This is a genomic window from Neobacillus sp. 204, from assembly GCF_046562815.1.
Classification (GTDB): domain Bacteria; phylum Bacillota; class Bacilli; order Bacillales; family Cytobacillaceae; genus Neobacillus.
Genome location: NZ_JBJORY010000003.1, coordinates 335361 through 356348 on the forward strand (window position 1 = coordinate 335361; position 20988 = coordinate 356348).

The following is a 20988-nucleotide window of genomic DNA, read 5'->3' on the forward strand; positions in this document are numbered from 1 at the left end:
AGAAGGGAGAGATTGAAATGTTGCAACGTCCTTTAGAAAGTGAGTACCCAGAATATTATAACCCGTATGTAAATCTAGTTTCGGAAGATAATCTCTTAACACTTTTGAAAGAGAATCTGGTAAAGACGATTGAGCTATTTGAGTCGCTATCTGAAGAGGATGGCCTATTTCGTTATGCCGAAAATAAATGGAGTATCAAAGAAATTCTTGGTCATATAGCAGATACTGAACGAATTATGAGTTATCGTCTGCTCCGTGTTGGACGAGGAGACCAAACTCCATTAGCTGGTTTTAATGAGAACGATTATGTCCAAGGCTCGCAAATTAATAAATTACCAATAAAAAATATTCTCGAAGATTTTATTGCAACTAGAAAAGCTACCCTTACGCTATTTCAAAACATGCCGGAAGCTGCCTGGGCAAACATTGGCTTTGCCAACAATACAGAAGTCACGGCCCGTGCCATCGCCTACATTATCGCAGGCCATGCTCTTCACCATTATCATATTATATCTGAAAGATACCTACCATTATTGAAATAAACGAAAGGCAGCCCGTGAGATTATATGATCCCTTGGGCTCAATTTTGCTAAACTTAAGATTGCGAACATTTGTTCTTTGTTTTATAATGGAAATATCGGTAATAATAAGAAGTGGGATGCTCTGATCAGATTGTCCACAGCTTATATCCGATCAAGGATAAAAAAAAAAATTCTTTTAAACTGAGGAGAGATTTATTATGACAGTACGTTTGATCCCCTATTTAGTGATGAATGGAAATGCAAAGGAAGCAATTCAGTTTTACCAAAAAGCTTTAGATGCCCAAGTTCTTTTTTCTCAATCTTTTGGGGAAATGCCAGAAAACCCTGAATATCCACTACCTGCCGAAGCGAAAGATCTTGTAAGTCATGCAACCATTAAAGTTGGCGAAACGGAAGTAATGTTTTCTGATACATTCCCTGGCCAACCACATCATATCGGAAATCAAGTGACTATCTGTATTTCAACGAATGATGCAGACCAAGCACATAGAATGTTTGAAGCCCTACAAGAAGGTGGTCAAGTAACCATGCCGCTTCAAGAAACGTTTTTCAGCCCAGCATACGGCAATCTAACAGATAAGTTTGGAGTAAGTTTCCAAATCTTCACTGAAGGCAGACAATAGATTCGCACATACGAGACAAAAACAAATTAGCCCGGTCCATTAGCGACCGGGCCTTTTTGTTCCAAATTTAACAGTTCTTATCATTATTATCCCATTTTTGATCGTGTAACGGCTGGCTGATATTTTCTCATCGGTGCTTTTTCAAGCACTTCTTGAAGATAGAGGTTACCATTCGGACTTGTTTTCTTGAGCAGTTCCAACAAGTATGTAATATCATCTAGTGCTCTATGTGTTTGATAGTTTGTAATGTTGTGTGCTTGTAATAGAGTCAGTAATTTCCCATTGGGAAAGCCGTAATTTTTCCACGGGATGTTTCTCATTGTGCAATACCACTTCAGGTCATTGACTTCCGGATACATATGATAAAGAAAACTTCGGTCAAAGGAAGCATTATGAGCAAAGAGTGAATCCGCACGATGGAAGTAGGTTTTTATTTTTGCATCATAAAAACTTTTCCCTTGAACCAACTCATAAGGGATCCCATGAACGCGATAGGCTGTGTCATAATTATTCCTTGCTGTACGGGAGAGCGGCTCACGTAAAAAGGAGTCTTCATCGATAATCTCAATAACCTCGCCAGTGTCTGTTCGATAAGAGAATAACTTTAAGGCGAGCTCGATTACTTCATCTTTTGTAGGCCCTAAACCAGTTGTCTCGACATCTAATACCAAACCTAATTTTTCTGATCTCATCTACATGACCATCCCTTAATACTAAACTTTATCTCATTATACCAAAGCTTGCCATAGGACTCTATCTCCAATAAGTTCCTTAATGGGCCTATCATCTTCTCAGAGTGACCGTGACTAGTATTTTCCATTCGAAACGTGCACTTTGAATCTTTCAAAGTGATAGCAGCTTTTATCTCCACACAAGTACGGCCAATAATATAAAACCTTATTAATCTCTTTGCCCCATCCCATCAAGAAAGGCCTTAACAATAATTTGCAGACTTTCGTTCAAATCCAAAGACATTTTAAACCCGCCTTTTTGCTCTAAGGCTGAAAATCCATGCAAAATACTACGCAGTCCCCTGACAGTATGAAGGGCACGCTCTCCTTCTATATGATAGGCCTGAAGAATGCGGACAGTAAGGTCAACAATTTTCGCTCCTGCCTGCTGCACATCCACATCTTCCGGGTTCGGAGCAAGTAAAGTTGCCTCATAAATTCCTGGGTGCCTTCGAGCAAAATCCACATAGGCCTGACTTACCGCCAGAACTGCTTCAGTGCCTGACACCCCAATCGCCGCAACGGCCATAACTTCATAAAGCTTTTCGATTCCGTAGATGGCCAATTTCTTTCGTAATCCCGTTAGTCCATCGAAATGGTTATATAATGAAGGGGGGCGGATCCCTAGTTTCTTCGCCAGGTTTGCTAAGGTAACTTCCTGCACCCCTTGTTGATCGGCAAGTTCTCCTGCAGCTTCAATAATAAAAGATAATTCGAGACCGATTTTTGGTCTTGGTGACATAGCTCATTACTCCTTATCCGATTTTTCGTTCAAGATGTTTAATGGCCTGTTCCATTTCTTTTACAGGATTCATTACCATCTCCCCGTGGCCGACCGCAAGTAAATCTGGTTGATATCCTACTAATTTCCTTACACTTGTCAATGCTGTTTCCTTACTCCATGTACCAAAGGCTGGGAACGGAAACCACGGGACAATATCCCCCGCAACGGCCATTCCACCTCGTGTTTGCAAGGCATCACCAGCAATCAGCGCATTTGTCCGTAAATCTATAAATGACATTGAGCCAGGTGTATGTCCCGGCGTTTCGATTGCGGTCAATGAACCAATTAGGTCGCCTTCCTTCAATAAAATATTGGCACGCATTTTTAATTTTTTCGGGACCCCGCCTTTTATCGGTGTTTGTGCCTCATGAGAATCAAGCGAACGATCACCATTCATTAATCTGTGGTCGCGAATTGAAATATAAACCGGTACTTCTGGCAGCAGTTCTTTTATTGAATCCAGCGCTCCAACATGGTCTTCATGAGCATGCATCAATACAATTTTCGTAATCGGCTTTCCAATCGTTTCTGCAGCCTTCAGGATCCCCTTCGTGCAAAAACCTAATGCAGCATCAATTAACGTTAACTCTTCCGCTTCCTCTACCAAATAGCAATTGACCGGAAACACACTCGCCATAAATGTGACTTGATACAAATACCCCTTTTTAATCAACCTCATTTGGCACATCCCCTTTTAACTAATATCATTAGTTTTATATTAACTAATACCATTAGTTTTATCAAGTATTTTTTTGGGAAAAATTTCAATTCCTTATATCAGTTATATATTCATCTTTTTTGCCAAAAAATACTAATATCGATATCACTTAATTAAGTTGACACTTAATTAAGTGTACGCTAAAATAACATCATGATTGAAAAAGTCCTTCATGCTTTGGCAGAGCCTAGACGTCGAGATATTTTATATCTTGTTCGCGATGGGGAGCTTACCTCCAGCGCGATTGCCTCACATTTTGACATCTCAGCTCCTGCAATTTCTCAACATCTCAAAGTTCTCGAACAATCTGGCCTTGTTGTGGTTCGGAGAGACGGAACAAAACGGTACTATGGTATTAGAAGGGACGGTTTTTCTGAATTAAAGCAATATATTGACCGTTTTTGGGATGATAGTTTACTTCGTTTGAAAGAAGCTGCAGAAGCGGAAGAAAGGAGAATTAATAATGAATCAGACCAATAATGACGTTATCACCAAAGAAATTTTTATTGAAGCCCGTCCAGAAACATTATTTTCATTCTTTACGGATGCAGACAAAATGGTCCGTTGGATGGGAAGACAGATCCTGCTCGAGCCTAAAATCGGCGGTAAATATCGAATTGATGTCAATGGCAGCGATATTGCCATGGGCGAATATGTTGAAATTGTTCCTTATGAAAAAATTGTTATGTCTTGGGGCTGGGAAAAATCAAAGCTTGTGCCTCCTGGCTCAAGTAAAGTTGAATTTAAACTGACTCCGAAAGAAAATGGTACGAACCTAGTATTAACTCATTATGACTTGCCAGTGGAAGAAATCCCTTCACACCAACAAGGCTGGTCCCATTACATGCCGCGCATCAAAGATTTTGCAGAAGGCAGAGATCCAGGCGTTGACCCTTGGTCCGTTGTAGCCATGCATTAATTTTTATAAAAATATTTTTATTTGGGAGAGGTAAAAAAATGACTAAATTATCTTGTAACTGTGGATTTACTGTAGAAAACGCTGACCGATATAAGGTAGAGGCAGCAATGTGGCATCATGCAATTCATGATCATGCGGATATGTTAAAAACCATGACCGTTGATATGCTAGAAGAATGGTTAAAAAATAAAGACAAGCAGTTAGCTTCTGCTTAATCATATTGGAGGAATAACAATGTCTAAAACAATTCATCAGGAAGTAGTTTTCAATGCAAGCCCTGGACGTATTTATGAAGCACTTACTGACTCTAAGCAATTTAGTGAAGTTACAGGAGGGGCTCCAGTTGAAATCAGCCCCGAAGCTGGTGGCACTTTTTCATGTTTTGGCGGGATGATTCTTGGAAGAAACATTGAACTAGTACCAGGAGTACGGATCGTTCAAGCTTGGCGCGTAGCCAATTGGCCTGAAGGGGTTTACTCCATTGCTAAGTTTGAGCTTACAGAACAAGACTCTAAAACCCTTTTGGTTTTCGACCACATCGGTTTTCCTGAAGCCGAAGAAGTACATCTTGCGGCTGGATGGGGAGAAAATTATTGGAAACCTTTAGAAAAATATTTAGGATAAGCTTCAATTCATTTATCCTAACAGCGTAAAAATGCTTGGAGTGTCTCCAAGCATTTTTTATATATCGAAAAAAATGGACAATTCTTGGTTAGGATGCTGGAGATTTGGCCTTTATAGCCTCAATGATGGACAAAACCCACCAGTGGACGGAAAAAAGCTAGTTTGTTTGAAATTTGTTCAAAACTTTATTACGAATATGTGAAATAGTGAACATTTTAGCCTAATTTCAAAATAAGTTTGATATAGTAACAATGTAGAAATCAAATAAAAAACTTTTTAAATAAGGAGTGTTTCACATGGTAGTAAATTGGTTAAGAGAAAACAAAGTTGCCGCAGGAATTTTAACAGTCCTTCGACTATATATCGGTTATTCCTGGTTAACAGCTGGCTTCCACAAATTAACGGGCGGATTCGATGCTTCTGGATTTTTAAAAGGTGTAATTGCTAATCCAGTAAAAGGGCCGGACGGTGCAATGGTGTATGGCTGGTATGTTGATTTCTTAAAGCATTTCGCGTTACCAAACGTAGATATTTTCAATACGATCGTTCCACTAGGTGAATTTTTAGTAGGGCTTGGACTTATTCTTGGTTGCTTAACAACAGCTGCAATGTTCTTTGGTCTTGTGATGAACTTTTCTTTCTTCTTGGCAGGAACTGTATCTCATATTCCAACTGACCTGTTCATCGGAGCAATAATCCTATTCTCTGGTTATAATGCCGGCCGTATCGGTCTTGACCGCTGGGTAATCCCATTCATTCGTAAAACTGCCCTAAAAGGAAACAAATCTATCAAACAAAACGCCTAATTCAAACAAAAAGCGGCTCAATCTAGAACTTCCCTCCAGATTGAGCCGCTTTATTATTATTAGAGTGTTTCTTAAAAGCTGTTGTCCTCTTTTAAGCTTTCCTTATTTTCGTACCAATTGGTTACTTGCGTAAGAATGGCAAACACGAAAAAGAAGTTCATCGCCCAGACATTAATGAATGGAGTCAAGCCGCCAAATTCAATGGTTTCAAGGCCTTTTAACTTCATGACAATCATCGATTCGATAAAAATAAGCACAAAACCAACAACACCAGCCACAGCCGCTCTAATCATATGTCATCCCCCTGAAACATTAAAATTTATGTACGTTAATAAAATTGAGATTTTGACAATCTTGTGAACATCTATATTCTTATTATATTGCATTTGTTTATTTAAACAACAGCCTATTATAAAAAGATTAAGGATAATTTAAATAATGGGTGTCAGGCACCATGTGAAAAATTCACATGGTGCCTGACACCCACACCTTACCCAGTTATTTGATTTTTATTTTCTCATTCCCGATAATCCAGGACGGAAAGTTTGATAGCTCTAGTGATATCGGGTTCGTTTGATTTTTTAGGTTTGGAATGTTAACTCCAATTTCGGTTATCCCTTTTTCCCCATTTCCATTCACTGAGCTCATATTAGATTCTATTTTCTTGCCATCACCATCTTTAATGTTAATAAAAAGAAAATAATTGAATTCCTTTTTTGTTCGAAGGCTTAGATACAGATTATTCCCTACTATTCGTAAATTACTGAGGTGCCCCCCATTAGGTTGCTTTAGGATTTGTAGCTTTTCTGTATCTACGACAACATTTACTTCATCCTTATCAATCGCTTGAATTTTATTAAGTACCAAATATAATTCTTTTGGGTTCCGGAAGTAATTACTTTGCAGATAAAGGATATATTCGTCGGGGGAAATAATACTTGCAATCACCCCGTTTTGAATTTTATTCCATGTTTCTCCATTCTCATCGACAAGTCGCAAATCATCAAAGCTAAAGATTCTTTTTGTATTATTTGGATCCATCTTTACATGGACAGCTACCCTTAATGGATATATATCCGCTTTTAAGAAATAAATCTTTTGACCATCAATCGTAACAGTTTTATTTAAAGCATATGTTTTTTTCTTTTGTAGATCCTTTTTCAATTCAAATTTCAGCTTAAAATCCTCTTGCAATTTCTTTCCCTTTACTCGTACCTTTAGTTCAAATTTCTTTGACTCTAGAGGGGATTGAACATAAAATTCAAACATATCACTATGTGTTAACTCACCTTTTTCAGAATTGAGCGGACTCCCCATTGAAATCCCACTCAAATTTAGGCTCTTTCCATCTTGGCTTGACAGTTGAACACCCTCAGTTTCTAACACGGTTTGCTTTTCCTTCGATTTTATTGTGTAAAACAAGGCTAAACCATTCTCATCAGCAATCGCACCATCGATTGTAAACTTTAACCCATTTTTTTCTTTAGAAACGTCAATTTTTTCATAGTAATCATTTTCAATGGCCATCATCTTTCCCTTATCGTAACGGATAAGTTCAACCACTTTTTCCATTCCAGGGATCACTGTTATGTAGCCCGCGAACGCTGGCGAAAGCCGAATCGAGGTGAAGAATCCCACGAGAATTAAAGCAGCAGTCACTAAGCTGAATACCCACTTTTGGCGTCGAGGTTTTCGCTTTTTTTCTAATTTAGCTTTTTGAAAGCCTGCTAAAATAGCGTCATCGATTGATTCCAGCGGAATTTTGATATTTTCATACATATTTTTATAGTCTTTAAGTTGTTCTTCTTCTTTTTCATACATGAAGATCTCCGCCTTTCTGTTCAAGCTTTTCCCGGAGTGCCTTTAATGCCTTGTTAAGCCATGTTTTTACCGTTCCTTCAGGACATTTCATCGTGCTAGCGATATCCTTTATTTTCATATCGTTGAAGTATTTTAGCATTAGAATTTCACGAGAACGGTCATCCAACCCTAACATGGCATCCTTCAGTTCCATTCGGGTATGATTTTCTTCATTCCCTTGTTTGTTTAAGATTTCTTCACCTAATACAATGCGTTTATTCTTTTTCAGTTGGTCATTGCAATAATTGATCATGATTCTAGTCAGCCATGTTTTGAAATAGGCAGTATCCCTGATGGATTTCAAATTTTTGTAGGCACGATACGTTACTTCCTGAATGGCTTCTATTGCTTCTTCCTCATTCCTAAAATAAGAAAGAGCCGTTTTATATAAATCTATTTTGTATAGCTGCATTAGTCTCAAAAAGGCAGAATCATCGCCTTTTATAGCATCCTTTACTAATTGCTCATCTACGCTCAAGCCATCGCCACCTTCCACAACCTTGTTGTACTAAATATTAGACCATTGAACAGGAAAAAGGTTTTGCAATTTCTAAAAAAAATTTTATTTTGGTTTTAGCTACATTATTTTAATATGTTTGATATTTTTATAGTAAAGAAGATGATAAGGAGGAGAGTTAATTAATCACAAATTTTCATGAATACGATCATCAACTTTTTATGGAGGAGGCATTAAAAGAAGCCGAAGAGGCTGGAAAACGCGGGGACCGACCAATCGGAGCAATTATTGTCCATAATGGCACCATTATTTCGCGAGGATCCAATAGAATTAATACCATGGATAGCGAGCTCGCACATGCCGAAATAAATGCGATGAATCAATGCGCTTCCTATTTAAGGAAACATGCCAGGGAATGTATTCTGTATACGACGGTTGAACCGTGCCTGATGTGCCTAACTACCCTTACCCTTGCAAATATTCGAAATGTTGTGTTTGCCGTCGAGGATAAGTACATGGATATGGCTCATTTTATTGATTCTAATATTTATATTAAAAAACGGCTCCATAACTACAAGAGCGGAGTCTTGAGTGATGAATCAACAAGACTATTGAAAAAGTATTCACCTTTTATGGCGGAAGTTGTCTTAAACGGGCGCAGGCCATCTTAATCACAGTGTGACTTTTGAAATCTTCACAACTTCCACACAAGTTCCACCTAAATTCTACACAAGTTTTTCCTATGATTAATTCAAGTTAATACGGAAATGGTTCAAAGAACTCATTTCTTAAAACTTCCCATTATTTTGATTGGTGCTGACACCAATCTATTTTTTTGCCTTCAAACAATATCTTCACAACTTCCACACAAGTTCTCCCTAAGTTCTACACATGTTTTATTTAATATAAAGGTAACTTAATTAGGAAATGGTTCGAAGAGCTCGTTTCTTAAAACTTCCCATTTTGGATTGGTTCCTGACACCAATCTATTTTTTTGCTCAGCAAAAGGTCAGCCATCACAAATTGTGATGGCTGACCTTTTTAATTTTCTTAGTTTACCCCTACTTGTGTCCAAGCGGATTTAACGGCATTGTACTGCGTGCTGCCTGAACCATACAGATCAGCTGCTGATGCAAGGAGAGCCGCACGTGCACTGCTAAAGTTACTTGTCGGTGTCAGATAAACCGTTAACGCACGATAGTAGATTTTTTCAGCGACGGCTGTCCCAAGACTTGAAATCGTTAAATAGGCGGCTTTATTCGGTATACCACTATTTGTGTGAACTCCTCCATTATCAGAGGTTGTATTCACATAGCCGCTCATATTATCCGGTTGACCATAAAGACCTGGGTTGGAAAGACTGCGAAGCGCATCTCCGGATATATTTGGTGTATATACATCTTCCCCCATTAAATAATCCCCTTTATCAAGGAATACCCCGAATGTATCGGAAATGGACTCATTTAAAGCACCGGATTGATATTGATATTCCAACCCTGCTGTCCTTTCCGTTACGGCATGAGTTAATTCATGGGCAACAACATCCAGCGCACCTGACAATGAACGGAAGGTTGTTCCATCGCCGTCTCCATAAACCATTTGTGATCCGTTCCAGAACGCGTTGTTATAATTCCTACCATAGTGGACAGTAGAGCGAAGAGTCGCTCCATTATTATCAAAACTATTTCTATTAAACGTATTTTTATAATAATCATAGACTTTACCAGCATAATAGTGGGCGTCTACATCCGCTCTTTGTGATGTAGCGTTGAAATTATTATCCGGATCAACAGAATAATTACCAGGTAAAAGAGATAGATTTTTAGCCGTTCTTGTTTCAATTACCCCAGTCATCGGCTTGGTAATATCATATAAATAGTAGGTTCCGCTTGAGTAATAGGTGTTAATCGTTTTCGTATCCCCCAGAACTCCTACCCCTGTTCCATCAGCGACAGCATTATAGGATTTTAAGATATTCCCATTTTCGGCATCCACATAGACAACCCAGTTGGCAGGGTATGGTTGAATAAATTGAAGATTTGTTTTGTAGGCCAAATTAAATTGATCACCATTTTTATAGACCACTAATTCTGCCTTTTCCACGGTATCCTCTACCTTTTTGCCAGCAGGACCTGCTTCGGCATTGGTTAAGGTTTCCGCTTTGGTTACCTTAATAGATTTCCAGGACTTATCGAGGGCAGCATCCTTAGATATCTGTGCTTTCAGGACCCCTTTGAAATAGGAGGAGGCTTCTGGGAACACATCGCCATTTACTGCAGTCACGATGCCATTTTTATCGGTGTGGACCTTAAACTTTGCCCCATCCACTGGAATCCCCTGAACCGATTGAACAAAATTATAGTGCTTGCTGCCAAGCTCGTCCGTCTGAACATCTAGTAAAGTTAAATCTTTAGCTGTATCTAATTGATAAAGCGCTTTATTTTCTTTTAAAAATTGCTTAATAGCATCTTTATCTTTATATGCTTTTGTTGATAGCTTTCCATGAACAAAGGATGGTACCTTTTGTCCTTGTTTCCAATTTACCTGAGCATCCTGACCAAATTGGGATGCATCTTTCTTAACCGTAACATTGTACGGAACTGTCTTTGCCGCAGCCGTAATCGGCAGCACGGACCCCACTGTTAATCCTAATGCTAATACTAGTGACGTTCTCTTTTTCATCGTCATCTGCCTCCTAATTTCTTTTTGTGTAGAATTTTCAAAATAATCATAACATATGGAAACTATTAGGATAATTGGGAAAAAAGTGTGGGACAGGGTGTCAGGCAACAGGTGAAAAATATCTATTCTATTAAAAATCCCAACGCTAGGTTCATCATTGGCGTTGGGAAAATTTTATTGTTTATTTTTTTGGAAACTAAACTTTATATTATTTATTGTAACTTTTTATTTAGTGCCAAAGGATTACTCGATTTCTATTTTCTCAGGGTCTAATTCAAGCGGCATATTCAAAGAAAATCGAGTAGTTTTACCAAAAATAAACAAAAAAAGATATATTCCATTCTCTAAAAAAATAGTAATATAGTAATATACAAAAATTGAGGAGTAGATTTCATTTGCTCGGCATTCGCTTTATTTCATTAATCCTGAAGAATAAATTTCTGATTTATCTACTTCTCACTTTGATCCCCACAGTAGCAATCAGTTCGGTCTTAGCACAACACCAAGTAAAAGTTTTGGAATATCAACATAAAAACAAGGCCGAAGAATATGCCAACTTTCACACAATGAACATTGAAAGTTTCTTTAACGAAACGGTTGGCAGATTAGAGGTACTCGCAACTTCGATTAAATTTCAGAATACCAGCCTGACGAATATAGAAAATTTACTTCGGGAAGCAACAGGAAAAGATCCTCGTCTTTCCGGTTTCTTTTGGACTAACATTAATGGTGACTTATTAATCAGCACGAATACCAATTCTAAAAATGTGAATGTGAGCGACCAACCTTATTTTCAGCATGCAATCCAGACAGAGAAAACAAGTTTTTCTGACGTACATATTGGCCGCGTCACAGGAAGGCAAATCATCACGATTGCTACTCCCATTGTCGACCATGGGCAAGTTCAAGGTGTTCTCGTTGCTAGTTTACGTACGGACAAAATTGAAGCAGCTATTAAAAACTTGGTTACGGATGAAATGGTCATAGTCACTGATGATTCAAACAAGGTTTTATTTAAAGCAGGATCCATCCTTGAAGATCAGTCGATTAAATCTAGTAAAAAGATAGCAAAAGTACCCTGGACGATTTCAATCTTTGTCCAATCTGAAAATGGACTAGTTTTTTGGAAACCGTTTATTAAATATATGATCATCTTTCTAACTATTTCAAATATCGTCTTTTTATGGGCTCAATATCTACTTTTAAAAAAGAAAGTAAAAAGGGAAAATGCTCAAATTGAACATCATAAACTAGAATTAATTGGGAAGCTTGCGGCAAGTACGGCCCATGAAATACGGAATCCGTTAACCGGTATAAAAGGCTTAATAAAACTGTTAAGCGAGGAATATCAAGATCAGAAAGCCCAATCCTATTTCGAAGTGATTCAAACGGAAATCGATCGGATCAATATTATAGTAAGTGAATTGCTCGTTCTAGGGAAACCCACTGCTCACACGCTTAAAACGGATAATATCAATACCATCTTGGCAGAAATTGATCCGATCATACATTCTGAAGCCAACTTTATGAATGTGGAATTAACCATTAATTACTATAAGGACAGTCTGCCTGTTTCTTGTGTCAAAGATCAGTTAAAACAAGTCATTCTTAATTTAACAAAAAACTCTTTGCAAGCCATGCCCTTTGGAGGAAGCCTTGCGATTACTTTAGAAAAACAAGCAGATCAGTGTTTGATTACAGTAACGGATAACGGCGTGGGGATGCAGCAAGATCAAATTAACCAAGCTTTTAACCCATTCTTCACATTAAAAAAAGATGGATCTGGATTAGGTTTAACCGTCTGCAAACGAATTATCGACTCCTATGGCGGGAAGATTTTTATAAAGAGTATACCCACTGAGGGCACACAAATTGAAATTACTTTGCCATTAGTAGATGAATGAGAAAATTATTAAAAAAGGTTGCTCTTTGAAAGGAGCAACCTTTTTGCGATTCTTAAGCTTCCTCACTTTTTTTCAAAAGAGGAATCGATTGTTTGAAGAGTGGAACTAGAATGATGACCCCCACGATAAAAAGGAAGGCAGAAGCTTCATACATCGTGACAAGCGAAAATGTTTTTTTCAGCAAACCACTCGCACTCATAGTGATGACCATTGTCCCCATAAACATCGGGTTTAATATGCCATTGACTCGCCCAATAAAAGCCTCTTCGGTATTTTTCAATATCATCGTATTAATTCCAATGTGAATACAAGGCATAAACAAACCGCTAATAAATTGTGCGGTCAATGTCAACCACAACTGTTCTGATAACCCCATCACAAAAAATCCTAGCGCACTGGCGCTCATTCCAATGGCGAGCAAGATTTGTGGAGGAGTCTTTTTGGCTAACCCCATTATGAGGCCCCCTCCTAAAATCATCCCCGCTCCAAAAGCTGCCATCAACCATTGCAGGTCCTCTTTTGGTAAGCCAAGTCTTTCCGTAATAAGGAAAACAGAAAGTGGCTGTGTCAATCCAAGCCCTAAACCTGCTGCTGCAAAACAGCCACCAAGTAAAGTCAGCGCCCGGCTGTTCCAAACATAACGGAACCCAGCCTTCATTTCTTCCATAAGAGTTGTTTTCACAGCGTTTTCCTCGATTTCCCGGTCAGGTGGAAGCATAAATAGAATCGCTGCCGAAAGCATAAAAGCAATCCCCATAATCGCAATCGCTGCATTTATGCCGTAATTCTGATACACAAAAGTACCAATAATCGGCCCTAAAATCATAAACAAAGCGAATACTGTTTGGTACATAGACATACCCATTTGAATTAGTTCTTCCTTAACATGAAGCTTGAAAAGCTTCATTCCAGAAGGCTGTGAAAACTGTGAAAGAATCGATGACGCAAGTGTTGCGAAGAAAATGACCTTCCAGCCCCCAAATACCAGTGTTAACAAGACAATAAAGATAGACAGCGCGCTGAGGAAGTCACACCAAATCATCGTCCGTCTTGGCCGCCACCTATCTGCAAAAGTCCCTCCAATAAAGGAAAACAGAAATATCGGCGCAAATTCTGCAACAGAAATCAGTGAGACCGCAACGGGATCTTCATTTGTCTGCTCAATCACAAATAATAAAATGGAGTAGTTACGTACCCAAATACCGATTTGTAAAAATAACGTCGAGAGCAAGATGGTACGTATGACTCGATTTCTAAATAAGTCCCCCATGGTAATGTTTGACTTTGTTTCTTCCATAAAAAAACCTCCTCATCCATTCATCTGGACAGGAGGTACTTGAGCACAAAAGGGCACAGTACACCAAGTACTATTTACTCCCTTTTGTCTATAAAAGCCCGCACTAACCCTATCCAGAAATATGTTCGTTTAATAATAATCCGAATTTTTTTCTTTTAATAGGTTTAGTGAATCATTGGCTTTGTGGTCACCCTTTCAACTATCGTAGTTTCCATATTAATGGATTCATCACGAAGAATCAAGAGCGAAGTTTGTCATAATGTGTAATCAATGATCATCACTAGAACCTAAAACCTAAAACTTAAAAACCTTTCCTAAAACCTTCATAGACTCGGGACTGCCTATTTTTACAAAATGGTTCTTTAGCTCTTCTTTTGCTTCATCCATTTCTATTTTCCCCAAGTCCAGATGATTATTTCTTGACCAATTGTCAAGTGTTTCAAAGGAGGTACTGCTCCAGCCATTCTTCTCACCAGATTCGTTTGTTTTCTCCTTGGTCACTGAGACAACAATATCCATCGAGCCCTGTAACTCCAACAGCGCCTGATCAAACGGCTTTTTCTTTTCTTTGTCCTTCATGCCTGCCTTGACTCGTAACACTCTAGTGTCGATACCTTCTTCCTCGCTTATCAAGGTAAATAATTCTAAGGCTTCTCTTGAAACTAGACCATCATGATAACGTTCTGAGACTGATTTCTGGGAACCTAAGACCGCCCTAACTAAAGGCAGAATCTCACGGGAGATTAATACGGATTTTTTTTGATAAACTTTCCATAGGCTGCCACACCATCTACAGGGAACTGCGCCCTCCATAACCATGGGTCCAATTCGGAGCCAGAATGCCAATGCTCTTTGGATGTAATGCTATCAAGCGAGGGATAGTAAGGAATGAGCGGCGAAAGAGGTAATAAACCCACTTCCTTAATGACTTTCACTGCTTCCTCATATGTATGAATTTTATAATCTACCAAGCTAACCAAATCTCCCTTTTGTCCGAATATCTCTTTATTTCCCTATTAGTTTAGGTAAATCCTCCAAATTCTAAACCCAAATCTTTTTTTGAGATCAACCCCAATACCAATCTAACAAACTCGGCTTTTTTTCCGCATTATACACTCTTCCATTTTTTAAAATAAAAATTAACGAATCTAATGAAAATTATGGTAAATTTGAAGAAAGGAATCTTGAGAATGTAGGTGGACAACGTGTTAGAAATTTTCCCTGTTTATATGACATCTTTCAAGCAAGATCGATTGATTAGAGTATATCTGCCTGATAGCTATACCAACGAAAATAAGAGATTTCCAGTATTGTATATGCATGACGGACGAAACGTTTTTGAAGATGATGGTGCCATTAAAGGGTTATCTTTGGGAATGAAAGATTACTTAGACAAGAGTGGACTAGAGCTGATTGTTGTTGCCATTGATTTAAATCCTGAGGGGGAAGAACGGGTCAACGAATACTGCCCGTGGGTGAATGGGGAAGTAAGCAAACAAATCTTAGGATATGCCAGTCCATCTGGAGGCCGAGGTAAAGAATATATAGATTTTATTGTGAATGAACTAAAACCATTCATTGATGAAAAGTACCCGACCCTTGAAAATCATACATCGATGGCTGGAATATCATTAGGTGGATTAATCTCCACATATGCTGCCTGCCGCTACCCGCATATTTTCAAAAGAATCGCTGTTTTATCACCTGCATTCTATCGAAATCAAGAGGAAATCGAAAGACTATTAAAAACCTCTGACTTATCTGAAATCGAAAAGTTTTATATGGACTTTGGAACAAAAGAAGTTGGTACGGACGAAGAAATGAACCACGTTTTCCTTGACCTTACAAATCGAGTCCATGAGATATTGAACGCGAAAATAACCGTTCTTAACTTCCAGCTTGTCGAGGATGCGGAACATTCTTATATTTTCTTTAGAAAAAGAATTCCTACCGTACTATCCTACTTATTTTCATAAATGCTTCCTTTTACTCTATGAATAAGATATAGGCAGTAGTGTCAGGCACCATGTTGGTGCCTGACACCCTTTTTAGAACGGTTTTAAGATCATCAGAGAGATGATGATGATAAAAATTACATTTTCTAGGTTTTCAAATCGAAAGAGTATTTTTGATAAGCTCCAATATTCCTCGGGAATCTCTTCGCCTTTATGGGATTCTAAAAGAGCTTTTACCGGTTTTGACCTAGGTGATAAGACAAGTGGACCAATAGCAAGGGCTGCCAAAAAAAGAACCAAACTTGTTACATACCATCCCATCTGAAATAGGCTTGGGTTAAGGAAACCCATACCTAGCCCTGTCATTAATAAAAGAATGCCTCCGACCATGACAAAGATATGCAGCCTATGTCTAATACTGTAGGAATGTCTTAATTCGGTCATGTTTTTTCCAGATTTGACCACCGTTGTTAAAATGAAGCCCGGCCCCATCCCTAAGATGGCTGAAAAAATATGTATAAAAACAAGGATTTTATAGAAAGAAACCATTCTTGCCAACCTCCATTCTCTCCAATCCTCATTTTATCATATTCTTATTTAATATATTAAAGCGAAATATAGTAGTTTTGTGGTTGCTTTTGAATAAACAAATTTTTAAAGTTAACCCTATTTACATAAGGCTCTTTTCGTAAACTTTGTTGCTTTTGGAGCTTTATAAGGAATTTACCTAGTTTCTAGGCAATTTTCGCAAAAATTCATACGAAAAGATGCCACGAAGCAAATAGTTATATGGGTTGATGAACTTATACGAAAACCAACAATCTATGCGAAAAAAACCTTACATATAGAATGATACAAAGGAGCATTCCCATGAAACCTTATGAAATTTTAAATATGATTATTGATGAAGAAGCATACGACCAAGAAGAAGTAACCGCTGATTTTACTTATCAGGATGAGGATTATAGTATTACCTTTAAAAAGGGAGACCTAGAAGTAGTGAATGCCTGGGTTTTTAAGAATGGTACATCACTGCCTGCTAATTTATCCGAGAATATTATCGAATTAATTAGAGTTGATGTTAAAAACAGAATTTAGTTGATTCATTAACACATCTAAAATCGCTCAAGGTCATCAGGAAGACTCGTCTGATGACCTTTTTTGTGCCCTATTTTTGCCGATGAAAAGGCATCATCCTGTTTCTTGACTACTTTTTAATTGAGTAAAAACCTTTTGATACGCTGCCGCCTCTTTTACCATCCCTTTTGATTGATACATTTTACTGATTTTCCGTACTGGAGAAGGATTTTGCGGTTGCAATTCCATCTCCCAAAAGAAACATTCGATGGCTTGATCGTATTGTTTAAACTCCGCATAATAATCACCCAAATCCATCATCCGATCAGGATTCTCTAATAATCCAACCATCTCACTGATCTTTCTAATCACCTCAAGACCAGGAATAACCTTCTCAATTGGAATTAGTTTTTCATGAACGGTTTTCAGATCATCCTCTTTTAGTAAGATTTCAGCAATTTGAAAGACCATACTTTCATAGTGTTTTATCTTCTCTTGGTGAGGAAGGTGCCGCAATAACTTAATGAATTGCTCAAAATGAGCAATGACAAATTTCGGGTCGGAATGTTCCCATAAAACAAGGAGAATGGCATCGTAGGAGGCAGGCAAATCATCGATAAAGTTTAATAAACATAAGGCAGCTTTCTCATAATGACCGTCTTGAAGCATTTTTTTGATAAAAGATTTTGTATCAGGCAGTGCATGAAACGGATTGATGTTAATCTGAGCTAAAATCAGCATCCATTCTTCCATTGTTACAAAACGTAAGGCGATGCCCGTATACTTTTCAAGCGTTTTATTCACGTTGGTTTTCTCTGCATTTTCTAACCAAAGCAATAACTCATCTATTCCGTCTTGTTTACTGACGATTTCTTCTAATACGATTCGGTTATCTGGATTGGTTCGATTTTTGAAGCAATGTAATTCAACATATAGAGGGTCCTTGGTTAGGATGGCAGTTAAACTGGAGGAATGGTAAAAATGTTGGGATGAACTAAATTCGTGAGCAGCCATACGTTCTTGTGCAGATTTTAAAGTTGGTGCGAACTCAGCTAACATTTGAATGACTTGGTAGGATTTCATAAATTTACCGCTTCTTCTATAGTGATAAAAGACCTTATCAATGGCCTTGATCAGCTGTTCCTTTTCAAAAAAGGAGTCAAGTGTAGTTAAAATATAGACTATTTCCAGAGGTGAATAATGAAGTTGGAGATGAGAAAAAAGGTTGCTTTTATTCGGAATAGTGACGGTTACCTCGGGGGTTAATGCATGTAAGATTGGATGGGGGGATTCAATAATAATTCCTTGATGAATGGCTTTATATAAAAATGTTCCCTCTTCGGCATGATCAAGCTGCCCACCAAATATAAGGGAATGTTTATAAAAAATTAGATAATAGCTTTCTTGGTCCGCTGTACTTACTTCGATTACCTTACTGCGTGCAAATACCGCTGCCCTTATTACATTTCCTTTTACCATATGTTTTTTATCTTTTATGAAAATATCAGTTGGCATCATTTCTTTTTTTTCCATTACACTTTTGCCCCCAATCATAATATACACATTTTAATACCATTTACTTTCGTGACTTTATTATAACATAATTGAAAAAAAGAGGTCCTTACGCTAGGGCCTCTCCTTTGAATTAAGTCTTGATTTATTCGTTAGATCGATTACTAGTCCCTCCTAATCATTCGGGTTAATAACCGCTAGTACCTGATGGTCTTCCCATTTCCCGTTGATCTTCACATTTTTCAAAGCTAAACCTTCTTTATGAAAACCCGATTTCTCCAGCACCCGAATGGAACCAATATTGTGTGGCATGACACCGGCCTCTATCCGGTGTAATTTCAATTCCTTAAATGCATATTCCACCAGAAGTATTACAGCCTCAGTCATGTACCCTTTCCCATTATGCTTTTCATCTAAAAAGTATCCTATGAAGGCACTTTGAAGTGAGCCTCTGAGTACTTGAAAAAGATTAATCGTCCCAATTAACCTGCCCTCATTTGTGAAAATTCCAAACGTATAACTCTGATCGTTGCTACTTTCTTCTTGATACGTCTGAATCCGCTGAAGTTGAGTGTCAACCGTATAGAAATCTTCCTTCCGCTCCATTGAAAACTTTTCGAAAAAAGGGCGATTGTCTGTTTGTAAACGAAGGAGTGGCACTGCATCTTCTTCAGAAAATGGACGAATGTAGATATTTTCTCCTTTAAAAATGGACTCTTCCTTCACTGAATTCAAATGTAACACCATATGAAGGTCATTATAATAGACTCCATTATCTTTAACGGCATTTTCCTCAAACCCATATACTTGAAAACCTAACTTACTATAAAGTTGTTTCGCTTTTTCATTGCTTGCCATTACAGATAAATTTATTTTCTCAATCGCTTTAATCGTTTGGGCTTTATTAATGGCCGCTGTCATTAATGCTTTCCCCACACCGAAACCCTGCTTTTTTGGCGTAACATACATCGCATAAATATTGGCCCGATGCTGGATTTTCTCCGCAGTTTCGTGTAGTAATGTGACTACTCCAATCAGTTCATTGTTATCAAATGCTCCGAAGGTATAGTTTCCTTCTGTGGAGAAGTTGCGGGCAACTTGATCAATGGGATTTTCTCTTTTTATCGCGTCTCCATAGCTCGTTAAGAATGCTTCTGGATTTTGCTTAAGTGCTTCCAGTCTTAGTGCCCAATAGCTTTCTGCATCAGAGGCATCTAGTAATTTTATATTCAAAGTAATCCCCTCTCCTTGATGAAATTCCATTTCGACCGTTACCAATTCGAAAATGGTATATGATCTATCTCTTTTTATTAATTCTATAATGACTATCACCATTCCTGTTAATCATTCGAAAACATAAAAAGCCGAGATATCGACTACATCTTGGCTTTTTGGAATGACTTATTCTTCTTTAGCAATTTCGGTTCGATTAGGTGCAAGGGGTGGCTGCTCTAACCACTTATTTTTCTCCATAATATTAAACCACTTTTTCGTTACGAGTAAATTTTTTAGAATAATGGTTTCATAAGCTGCAACTAGGTCTGATCTCATGGCCGCTGCTAAACCAGTCCCATGATAGGCTTGAGCAACCTGCGCCAAGAATCCTATATGATACAACATTAATTTATCGGAAAATGGAGACTCTGACGACGTGGTCACTTCCGTTTCCATGGAGCGAGGAGTCGGTAAGTTATCTTCTTTCAGGATTTTAGAAAAGGTTGAGATATGTTGATTAGCCGTGGTTTGAGATTTAGTCATAAATTTTCTTACTTCTGCTGATTGAGCAACCTGACTAAATCCTATATAAAGGGCTTTCCCCACAATGCTTTTCTTAAGGGACAGTTGTAATTTTTCTTTATCCATAAGTCGCCACCTCAATTGTATTTTTACCAGAATAATGGGAGTTATGAATAAACCTAAATTATTTTTTGTAAAAATTTACAAATAAATGGTTCATTAAAACTACATAAGTTATGGCTCGAAATGAAATCATATGAGTAAAAACAAAGAGGGTAATTTTATGAAAAAGCTTCTAATTAGTTTATTTATTACCACGTTTCTCTTCTCAGGAAATGTAAGTCCACTGTCAGCCATGAATAAAGTGTCTGCCCAACAAAAACCAATACCTCCATATGCAAAGTGGGGTACTCTAGCACTAAAAAAAACCCATGAAAAGTATCCCCATGCCAAAATCATTGACTATCTTCACATAGGAAGAACAAGCGGTCCACAAACCTCTACCGAAAAGTTCAAACTTTGGTTAAAAGATAACAATAAGGAATTCGGTGTTTTCGTAAATATAGAATTTAACCAGGTGACTGAAAAGGTCGTAAAAATTTCTTTTGAAGAGACATCAAGATAGTCTTTTTCCGTTCACTTTTTCATCTTCTATTGGCACTATCGACCTTTCAGCGTGCCCTTCCAATTCCTTTTTCACCCTCTTTGGGGACTGTCAAACTTTCAGAGTGACCATCTAACTCCTTTTTCACCCTCTTTG

Annotated in this window: 23 protein-coding genes and 3 pseudogenes; 12 read left to right on the forward strand and 14 right to left on the reverse strand. The window is 38.0% G+C overall.

What is annotated here, in order from left to right:
• Positions 1–17: 17 nt before the first annotated feature.
• Both ACJ004_RS08790 and ACJ004_RS08795 read left to right on the forward strand, forming a co-directional pair.
• Positions 18–542: a DinB family protein gene (locus ACJ004_RS08790; protein WP_410892530.1), complete on the forward strand. Its 525-nt coding sequence runs from the start codon at positions 18–20 to the stop codon at positions 540–542.
• Between the two features lie 197 nt (positions 543–739).
• Positions 740–1165, forward strand: coding sequence for a VOC family protein (locus ACJ004_RS08795; protein ID WP_410892531.1), 426 nt, complete (start codon positions 740–742; stop codon positions 1163–1165).
• An 86-nt stretch (positions 1166–1251) separates the two neighbouring features.
• Here the strand turns inward: ACJ004_RS08795 and ACJ004_RS08800 are convergent, their stop codons facing one another.
• The 3 genes from ACJ004_RS08800 to ACJ004_RS08810 all read right to left on the reverse strand — a co-directional run bounded on the left by ACJ004_RS08800 (position 1252) and on the right by ACJ004_RS08810 (position 3359).
• Complete coding sequence (locus tag ACJ004_RS08800; protein ID WP_410892532.1) at positions 1252–1857, reverse strand: exonuclease domain-containing protein; 606 nt, start codon at positions 1855–1857, stop codon at positions 1252–1254.
• Between the two features lie 208 nt (positions 1858–2065).
• Positions 2066–2638, reverse strand: coding sequence for a TetR/AcrR family transcriptional regulator (locus tag ACJ004_RS08805; protein ID WP_410892533.1), 573 nt, complete (start codon positions 2636–2638; stop codon positions 2066–2068).
• Between the two features lie 13 nt (positions 2639–2651).
• Positions 2652–3359, reverse strand: coding sequence for an MBL fold metallo-hydrolase (locus tag ACJ004_RS08810; RefSeq protein WP_410892534.1), 708 nt, complete (start codon positions 3357–3359; stop codon positions 2652–2654).
• Positions 3360–3551: 192 nt separating this feature from the next.
• Here ACJ004_RS08810 and ACJ004_RS08815 point away from each other — a divergent pair, with 192 nt between their 5' ends.
• The 5 genes from ACJ004_RS08815 (at position 3552) to ACJ004_RS08835 (ending at position 5747) form a co-directional block, all read left to right on the forward strand.
• Positions 3552–3878 (forward strand): ArsR/SmtB family transcription factor, encoded by a 327-nt coding sequence (locus ACJ004_RS08815; protein WP_410892535.1) that lies wholly within the window; start codon positions 3552–3554, stop codon positions 3876–3878.
• Positions 3862–4317: an SRPBCC family protein gene (locus ACJ004_RS08820; protein WP_026568447.1), complete on the forward strand. Its 456-nt coding sequence runs from the start codon at positions 3862–3864 to the stop codon at positions 4315–4317. The genes ACJ004_RS08815 and ACJ004_RS08820 overlap by 17 nt, the downstream gene beginning before the upstream one ends.
• 38 nt (positions 4318–4355) lie before the next feature.
• Entirely contained in the window at positions 4356–4532 is a 177-nt protein-coding gene (locus ACJ004_RS08825; protein WP_410892536.1) for a hypothetical protein, read from the forward strand.
• Between the two features lie 19 nt (positions 4533–4551).
• A complete protein-coding gene (locus tag ACJ004_RS08830; RefSeq protein WP_410892537.1) occupies positions 4552–4941 on the forward strand; it encodes an SRPBCC domain-containing protein in 390 nt (129 codons plus the stop codon).
• A 296-nt stretch (positions 4942–5237) separates the two neighbouring features.
• Positions 5238–5747, forward strand: a complete 510-nt coding sequence (locus ACJ004_RS08835) for a DoxX family protein (protein ID WP_410892538.1) — start codon at positions 5238–5240, stop codon at positions 5745–5747.
• A gap of 71 nt (positions 5748–5818) precedes the next feature.
• Here the strand turns inward: ACJ004_RS08835 and ACJ004_RS08840 are convergent, their stop codons facing one another.
• The 3 genes from ACJ004_RS08840 to ACJ004_RS08850 all read right to left on the reverse strand — a co-directional run bounded on the left by ACJ004_RS08840 (position 5819) and on the right by ACJ004_RS08850 (position 8085).
• A complete protein-coding gene (locus ACJ004_RS08840; protein WP_410892539.1) occupies positions 5819–6040 on the reverse strand; it encodes a hypothetical protein in 222 nt (73 codons plus the stop codon).
• A 205-nt stretch (positions 6041–6245) separates the two neighbouring features.
• Complete coding sequence (locus tag ACJ004_RS08845) at positions 6246–7568, reverse strand: DUF4179 domain-containing protein (protein ID WP_410892540.1); 1323 nt, start codon at positions 7566–7568, stop codon at positions 6246–6248.
• Positions 7561–8085 (reverse strand): sigma-70 family RNA polymerase sigma factor, encoded by a 525-nt coding sequence (locus ACJ004_RS08850; RefSeq protein WP_410892541.1) that lies wholly within the window; start codon positions 8083–8085, stop codon positions 7561–7563. Before ACJ004_RS08850 ends, ACJ004_RS08845 begins: the two co-directional genes overlap by 8 nt.
• A gap of 164 nt (positions 8086–8249) precedes the next feature.
• Here ACJ004_RS08850 and ACJ004_RS08855 point away from each other — a divergent pair, with 164 nt between their 5' ends.
• Positions 8250–8735 carry a nucleoside deaminase gene (locus ACJ004_RS08855; protein ID WP_410892653.1) on the forward strand — a complete coding sequence of 162 codons (486 nt, stop codon included), beginning with the start codon at positions 8250–8252 and terminating at the stop codon, positions 8733–8735.
• Between the two features lie 379 nt (positions 8736–9114).
• On the opposite strand, the gene ACJ004_RS08860 is transcribed toward ACJ004_RS08855, so the two are convergent.
• Positions 9115–10746 (reverse strand): M4 family metallopeptidase, encoded by a 1632-nt coding sequence (locus ACJ004_RS08860; protein ID WP_410892542.1) that lies wholly within the window; start codon positions 10744–10746, stop codon positions 9115–9117.
• 515 nt (positions 10747–11261) lie between these two features.
• On the opposite strand from ACJ004_RS08860, the gene ACJ004_RS08865 reads away from it, so the two are divergent.
• Positions 11262–12650 carry an ATP-binding protein gene (locus tag ACJ004_RS08865; protein ID WP_410892543.1) on the forward strand — a complete coding sequence of 463 codons (1389 nt, stop codon included), beginning with the start codon at positions 11262–11264 and terminating at the stop codon, positions 12648–12650.
• A gap of 52 nt (positions 12651–12702) precedes the next feature.
• Here ACJ004_RS08865 and ACJ004_RS08870 read toward each other — a convergent pair whose 3' ends face one another.
• Entirely contained in the window at positions 12703–13947 is a 1245-nt protein-coding gene (locus ACJ004_RS08870) for an MFS transporter (RefSeq protein WP_410892544.1), read from the reverse strand.
• 294 nt (positions 13948–14241) lie between these two features.
• Positions 14242–14882, reverse strand: a pseudogene (locus ACJ004_RS30210) (AlkZ-related protein).
• Between the two features lie 270 nt (positions 14883–15152).
• Between ACJ004_RS30210 and ACJ004_RS08885 the strand changes: the two are divergent.
• Entirely contained in the window at positions 15153–15923 is a 771-nt protein-coding gene (locus ACJ004_RS08885) for an alpha/beta hydrolase (RefSeq protein WP_410892547.1), read from the forward strand.
• A 72-nt stretch (positions 15924–15995) separates the two neighbouring features.
• Here ACJ004_RS08885 and ACJ004_RS08890 read toward each other — a convergent pair whose 3' ends face one another.
• On the reverse strand, positions 15996–16451 hold the full coding sequence (locus ACJ004_RS08890; protein ID WP_410892548.1) for a DUF2269 family protein: 456 nt from the start codon (positions 16449–16451) through the stop codon (positions 15996–15998).
• A 321-nt stretch (positions 16452–16772) separates the two neighbouring features.
• Here ACJ004_RS08890 and ACJ004_RS08895 point away from each other — a divergent pair, with 321 nt between their 5' ends.
• Positions 16773–17000, forward strand: a complete 228-nt coding sequence (locus ACJ004_RS08895) for a hypothetical protein (protein ID WP_410892549.1) — start codon at positions 16773–16775, stop codon at positions 16998–17000.
• A gap of 93 nt (positions 17001–17093) precedes the next feature.
• On the opposite strand, the gene ACJ004_RS08900 is transcribed toward ACJ004_RS08895, so the two are convergent.
• The 4 genes and pseudogenes from ACJ004_RS08900 to ACJ004_RS08915 form a co-directional block, all read right to left on the reverse strand.
• On the reverse strand, positions 17094–18512 hold the full coding sequence (locus ACJ004_RS08900; RefSeq protein ID WP_410892550.1) for a tetratricopeptide repeat protein: 1419 nt from the start codon (positions 18510–18512) through the stop codon (positions 17094–17096).
• 153 nt (positions 18513–18665) lie between these two features.
• The gene (locus tag ACJ004_RS08905; RefSeq protein ID WP_410892654.1) at positions 18666–19202 is read right to left on the reverse strand and encodes a GNAT family N-acetyltransferase; all 537 of its coding nucleotides are present in this window, start codon (positions 19200–19202) and stop codon (positions 18666–18668) included.
• Between the two features lie 57 nt (positions 19203–19259).
• Positions 19260–19826: pseudogene (locus ACJ004_RS08910) on the reverse strand (GNAT family N-acetyltransferase); the annotation flags it as partial.
• 66 nt (positions 19827–19892) lie between these two features.
• Positions 19893–20339: pseudogene (locus tag ACJ004_RS08915) on the reverse strand (DUF3231 family protein); the annotation flags it as partial.
• 172 nt (positions 20340–20511) lie between these two features.
• Between ACJ004_RS08915 and ACJ004_RS08920 the strand changes: the two are divergent.
• Positions 20512–20853 carry a YqzG/YhdC family protein gene (locus ACJ004_RS08920; protein ID WP_410892551.1) on the forward strand — a complete coding sequence of 114 codons (342 nt, stop codon included), beginning with the start codon at positions 20512–20514 and terminating at the stop codon, positions 20851–20853.
• Positions 20854–20988 lie beyond the last annotated feature (135 nt).

Coding starts and splice junctions, on each gene's coding strand:
- ACJ004_RS08800 (WP_410892532.1), bottom strand. CDS start 1,857: ATGAGATCAGAAAAATTAGGTTTGGTATTAGATGTCGAGACAACTGGT.
- ACJ004_RS08900 (WP_410892550.1), bottom strand. CDS start 18,512: ATGGAAAAAAAAGAAATGATGCCAACTGATATTTTCATAAAAGATAAA.
- ACJ004_RS08860 (WP_410892542.1), bottom strand. CDS start 10,746: ATGAAAAAGAGAACGTCACTAGTATTAGCATTAGGATTAACAGTGGGG.
- ACJ004_RS08895 (WP_410892549.1), top strand. CDS start 16,773: ATGAAACCTTATGAAATTTTAAATATGATTATTGATGAAGAAGCATAC.
- ACJ004_RS08870 (WP_410892544.1), bottom strand. CDS start 13,947: ATGGAAGAAACAAAGTCAAACATTACCATGGGGGACTTATTTAGAAAT.
- ACJ004_RS08820 (WP_026568447.1), top strand. CDS start 3,862: ATGAATCAGACCAATAATGACGTTATCACCAAAGAAATTTTTATTGAA.
- ACJ004_RS08920 (WP_410892551.1), top strand. CDS start 20,512: ATGAAAAAGCTTCTAATTAGTTTATTTATTACCACGTTTCTCTTCTCA.
- ACJ004_RS08815 (WP_410892535.1), top strand. CDS start 3,552: ATGATTGAAAAAGTCCTTCATGCTTTGGCAGAGCCTAGACGTCGAGAT.
- ACJ004_RS08790 (WP_410892530.1), top strand. CDS start 18: ATGTTGCAACGTCCTTTAGAAAGTGAGTACCCAGAATATTATAACCCG.
- ACJ004_RS08890 (WP_410892548.1), bottom strand. CDS start 16,451: ATGGTTTCTTTCTATAAAATCCTTGTTTTTATACATATTTTTTCAGCC.
- ACJ004_RS08845 (WP_410892540.1), bottom strand. CDS start 7,568: ATGTATGAAAAAGAAGAAGAACAACTTAAAGACTATAAAAATATGTAT.
- ACJ004_RS08795 (WP_410892531.1), top strand. CDS start 740: ATGACAGTACGTTTGATCCCCTATTTAGTGATGAATGGAAATGCAAAG.
- ACJ004_RS08830 (WP_410892537.1), top strand. CDS start 4,552: ATGTCTAAAACAATTCATCAGGAAGTAGTTTTCAATGCAAGCCCTGGA.
- ACJ004_RS08805 (WP_410892533.1), bottom strand. CDS start 2,638: ATGTCACCAAGACCAAAAATCGGTCTCGAATTATCTTTTATTATTGAA.
- ACJ004_RS08835 (WP_410892538.1), top strand. CDS start 5,238: ATGGTAGTAAATTGGTTAAGAGAAAACAAAGTTGCCGCAGGAATTTTA.
- ACJ004_RS08840 (WP_410892539.1), bottom strand. CDS start 6,040: ATGATTAGAGCGGCTGTGGCTGGTGTTGTTGGTTTTGTGCTTATTTTT.
- ACJ004_RS08810 (WP_410892534.1), bottom strand. CDS start 3,359: ATGAGGTTGATTAAAAAGGGGTATTTGTATCAAGTCACATTTATGGCG.
- ACJ004_RS08825 (WP_410892536.1), top strand. CDS start 4,356: ATGACTAAATTATCTTGTAACTGTGGATTTACTGTAGAAAACGCTGAC.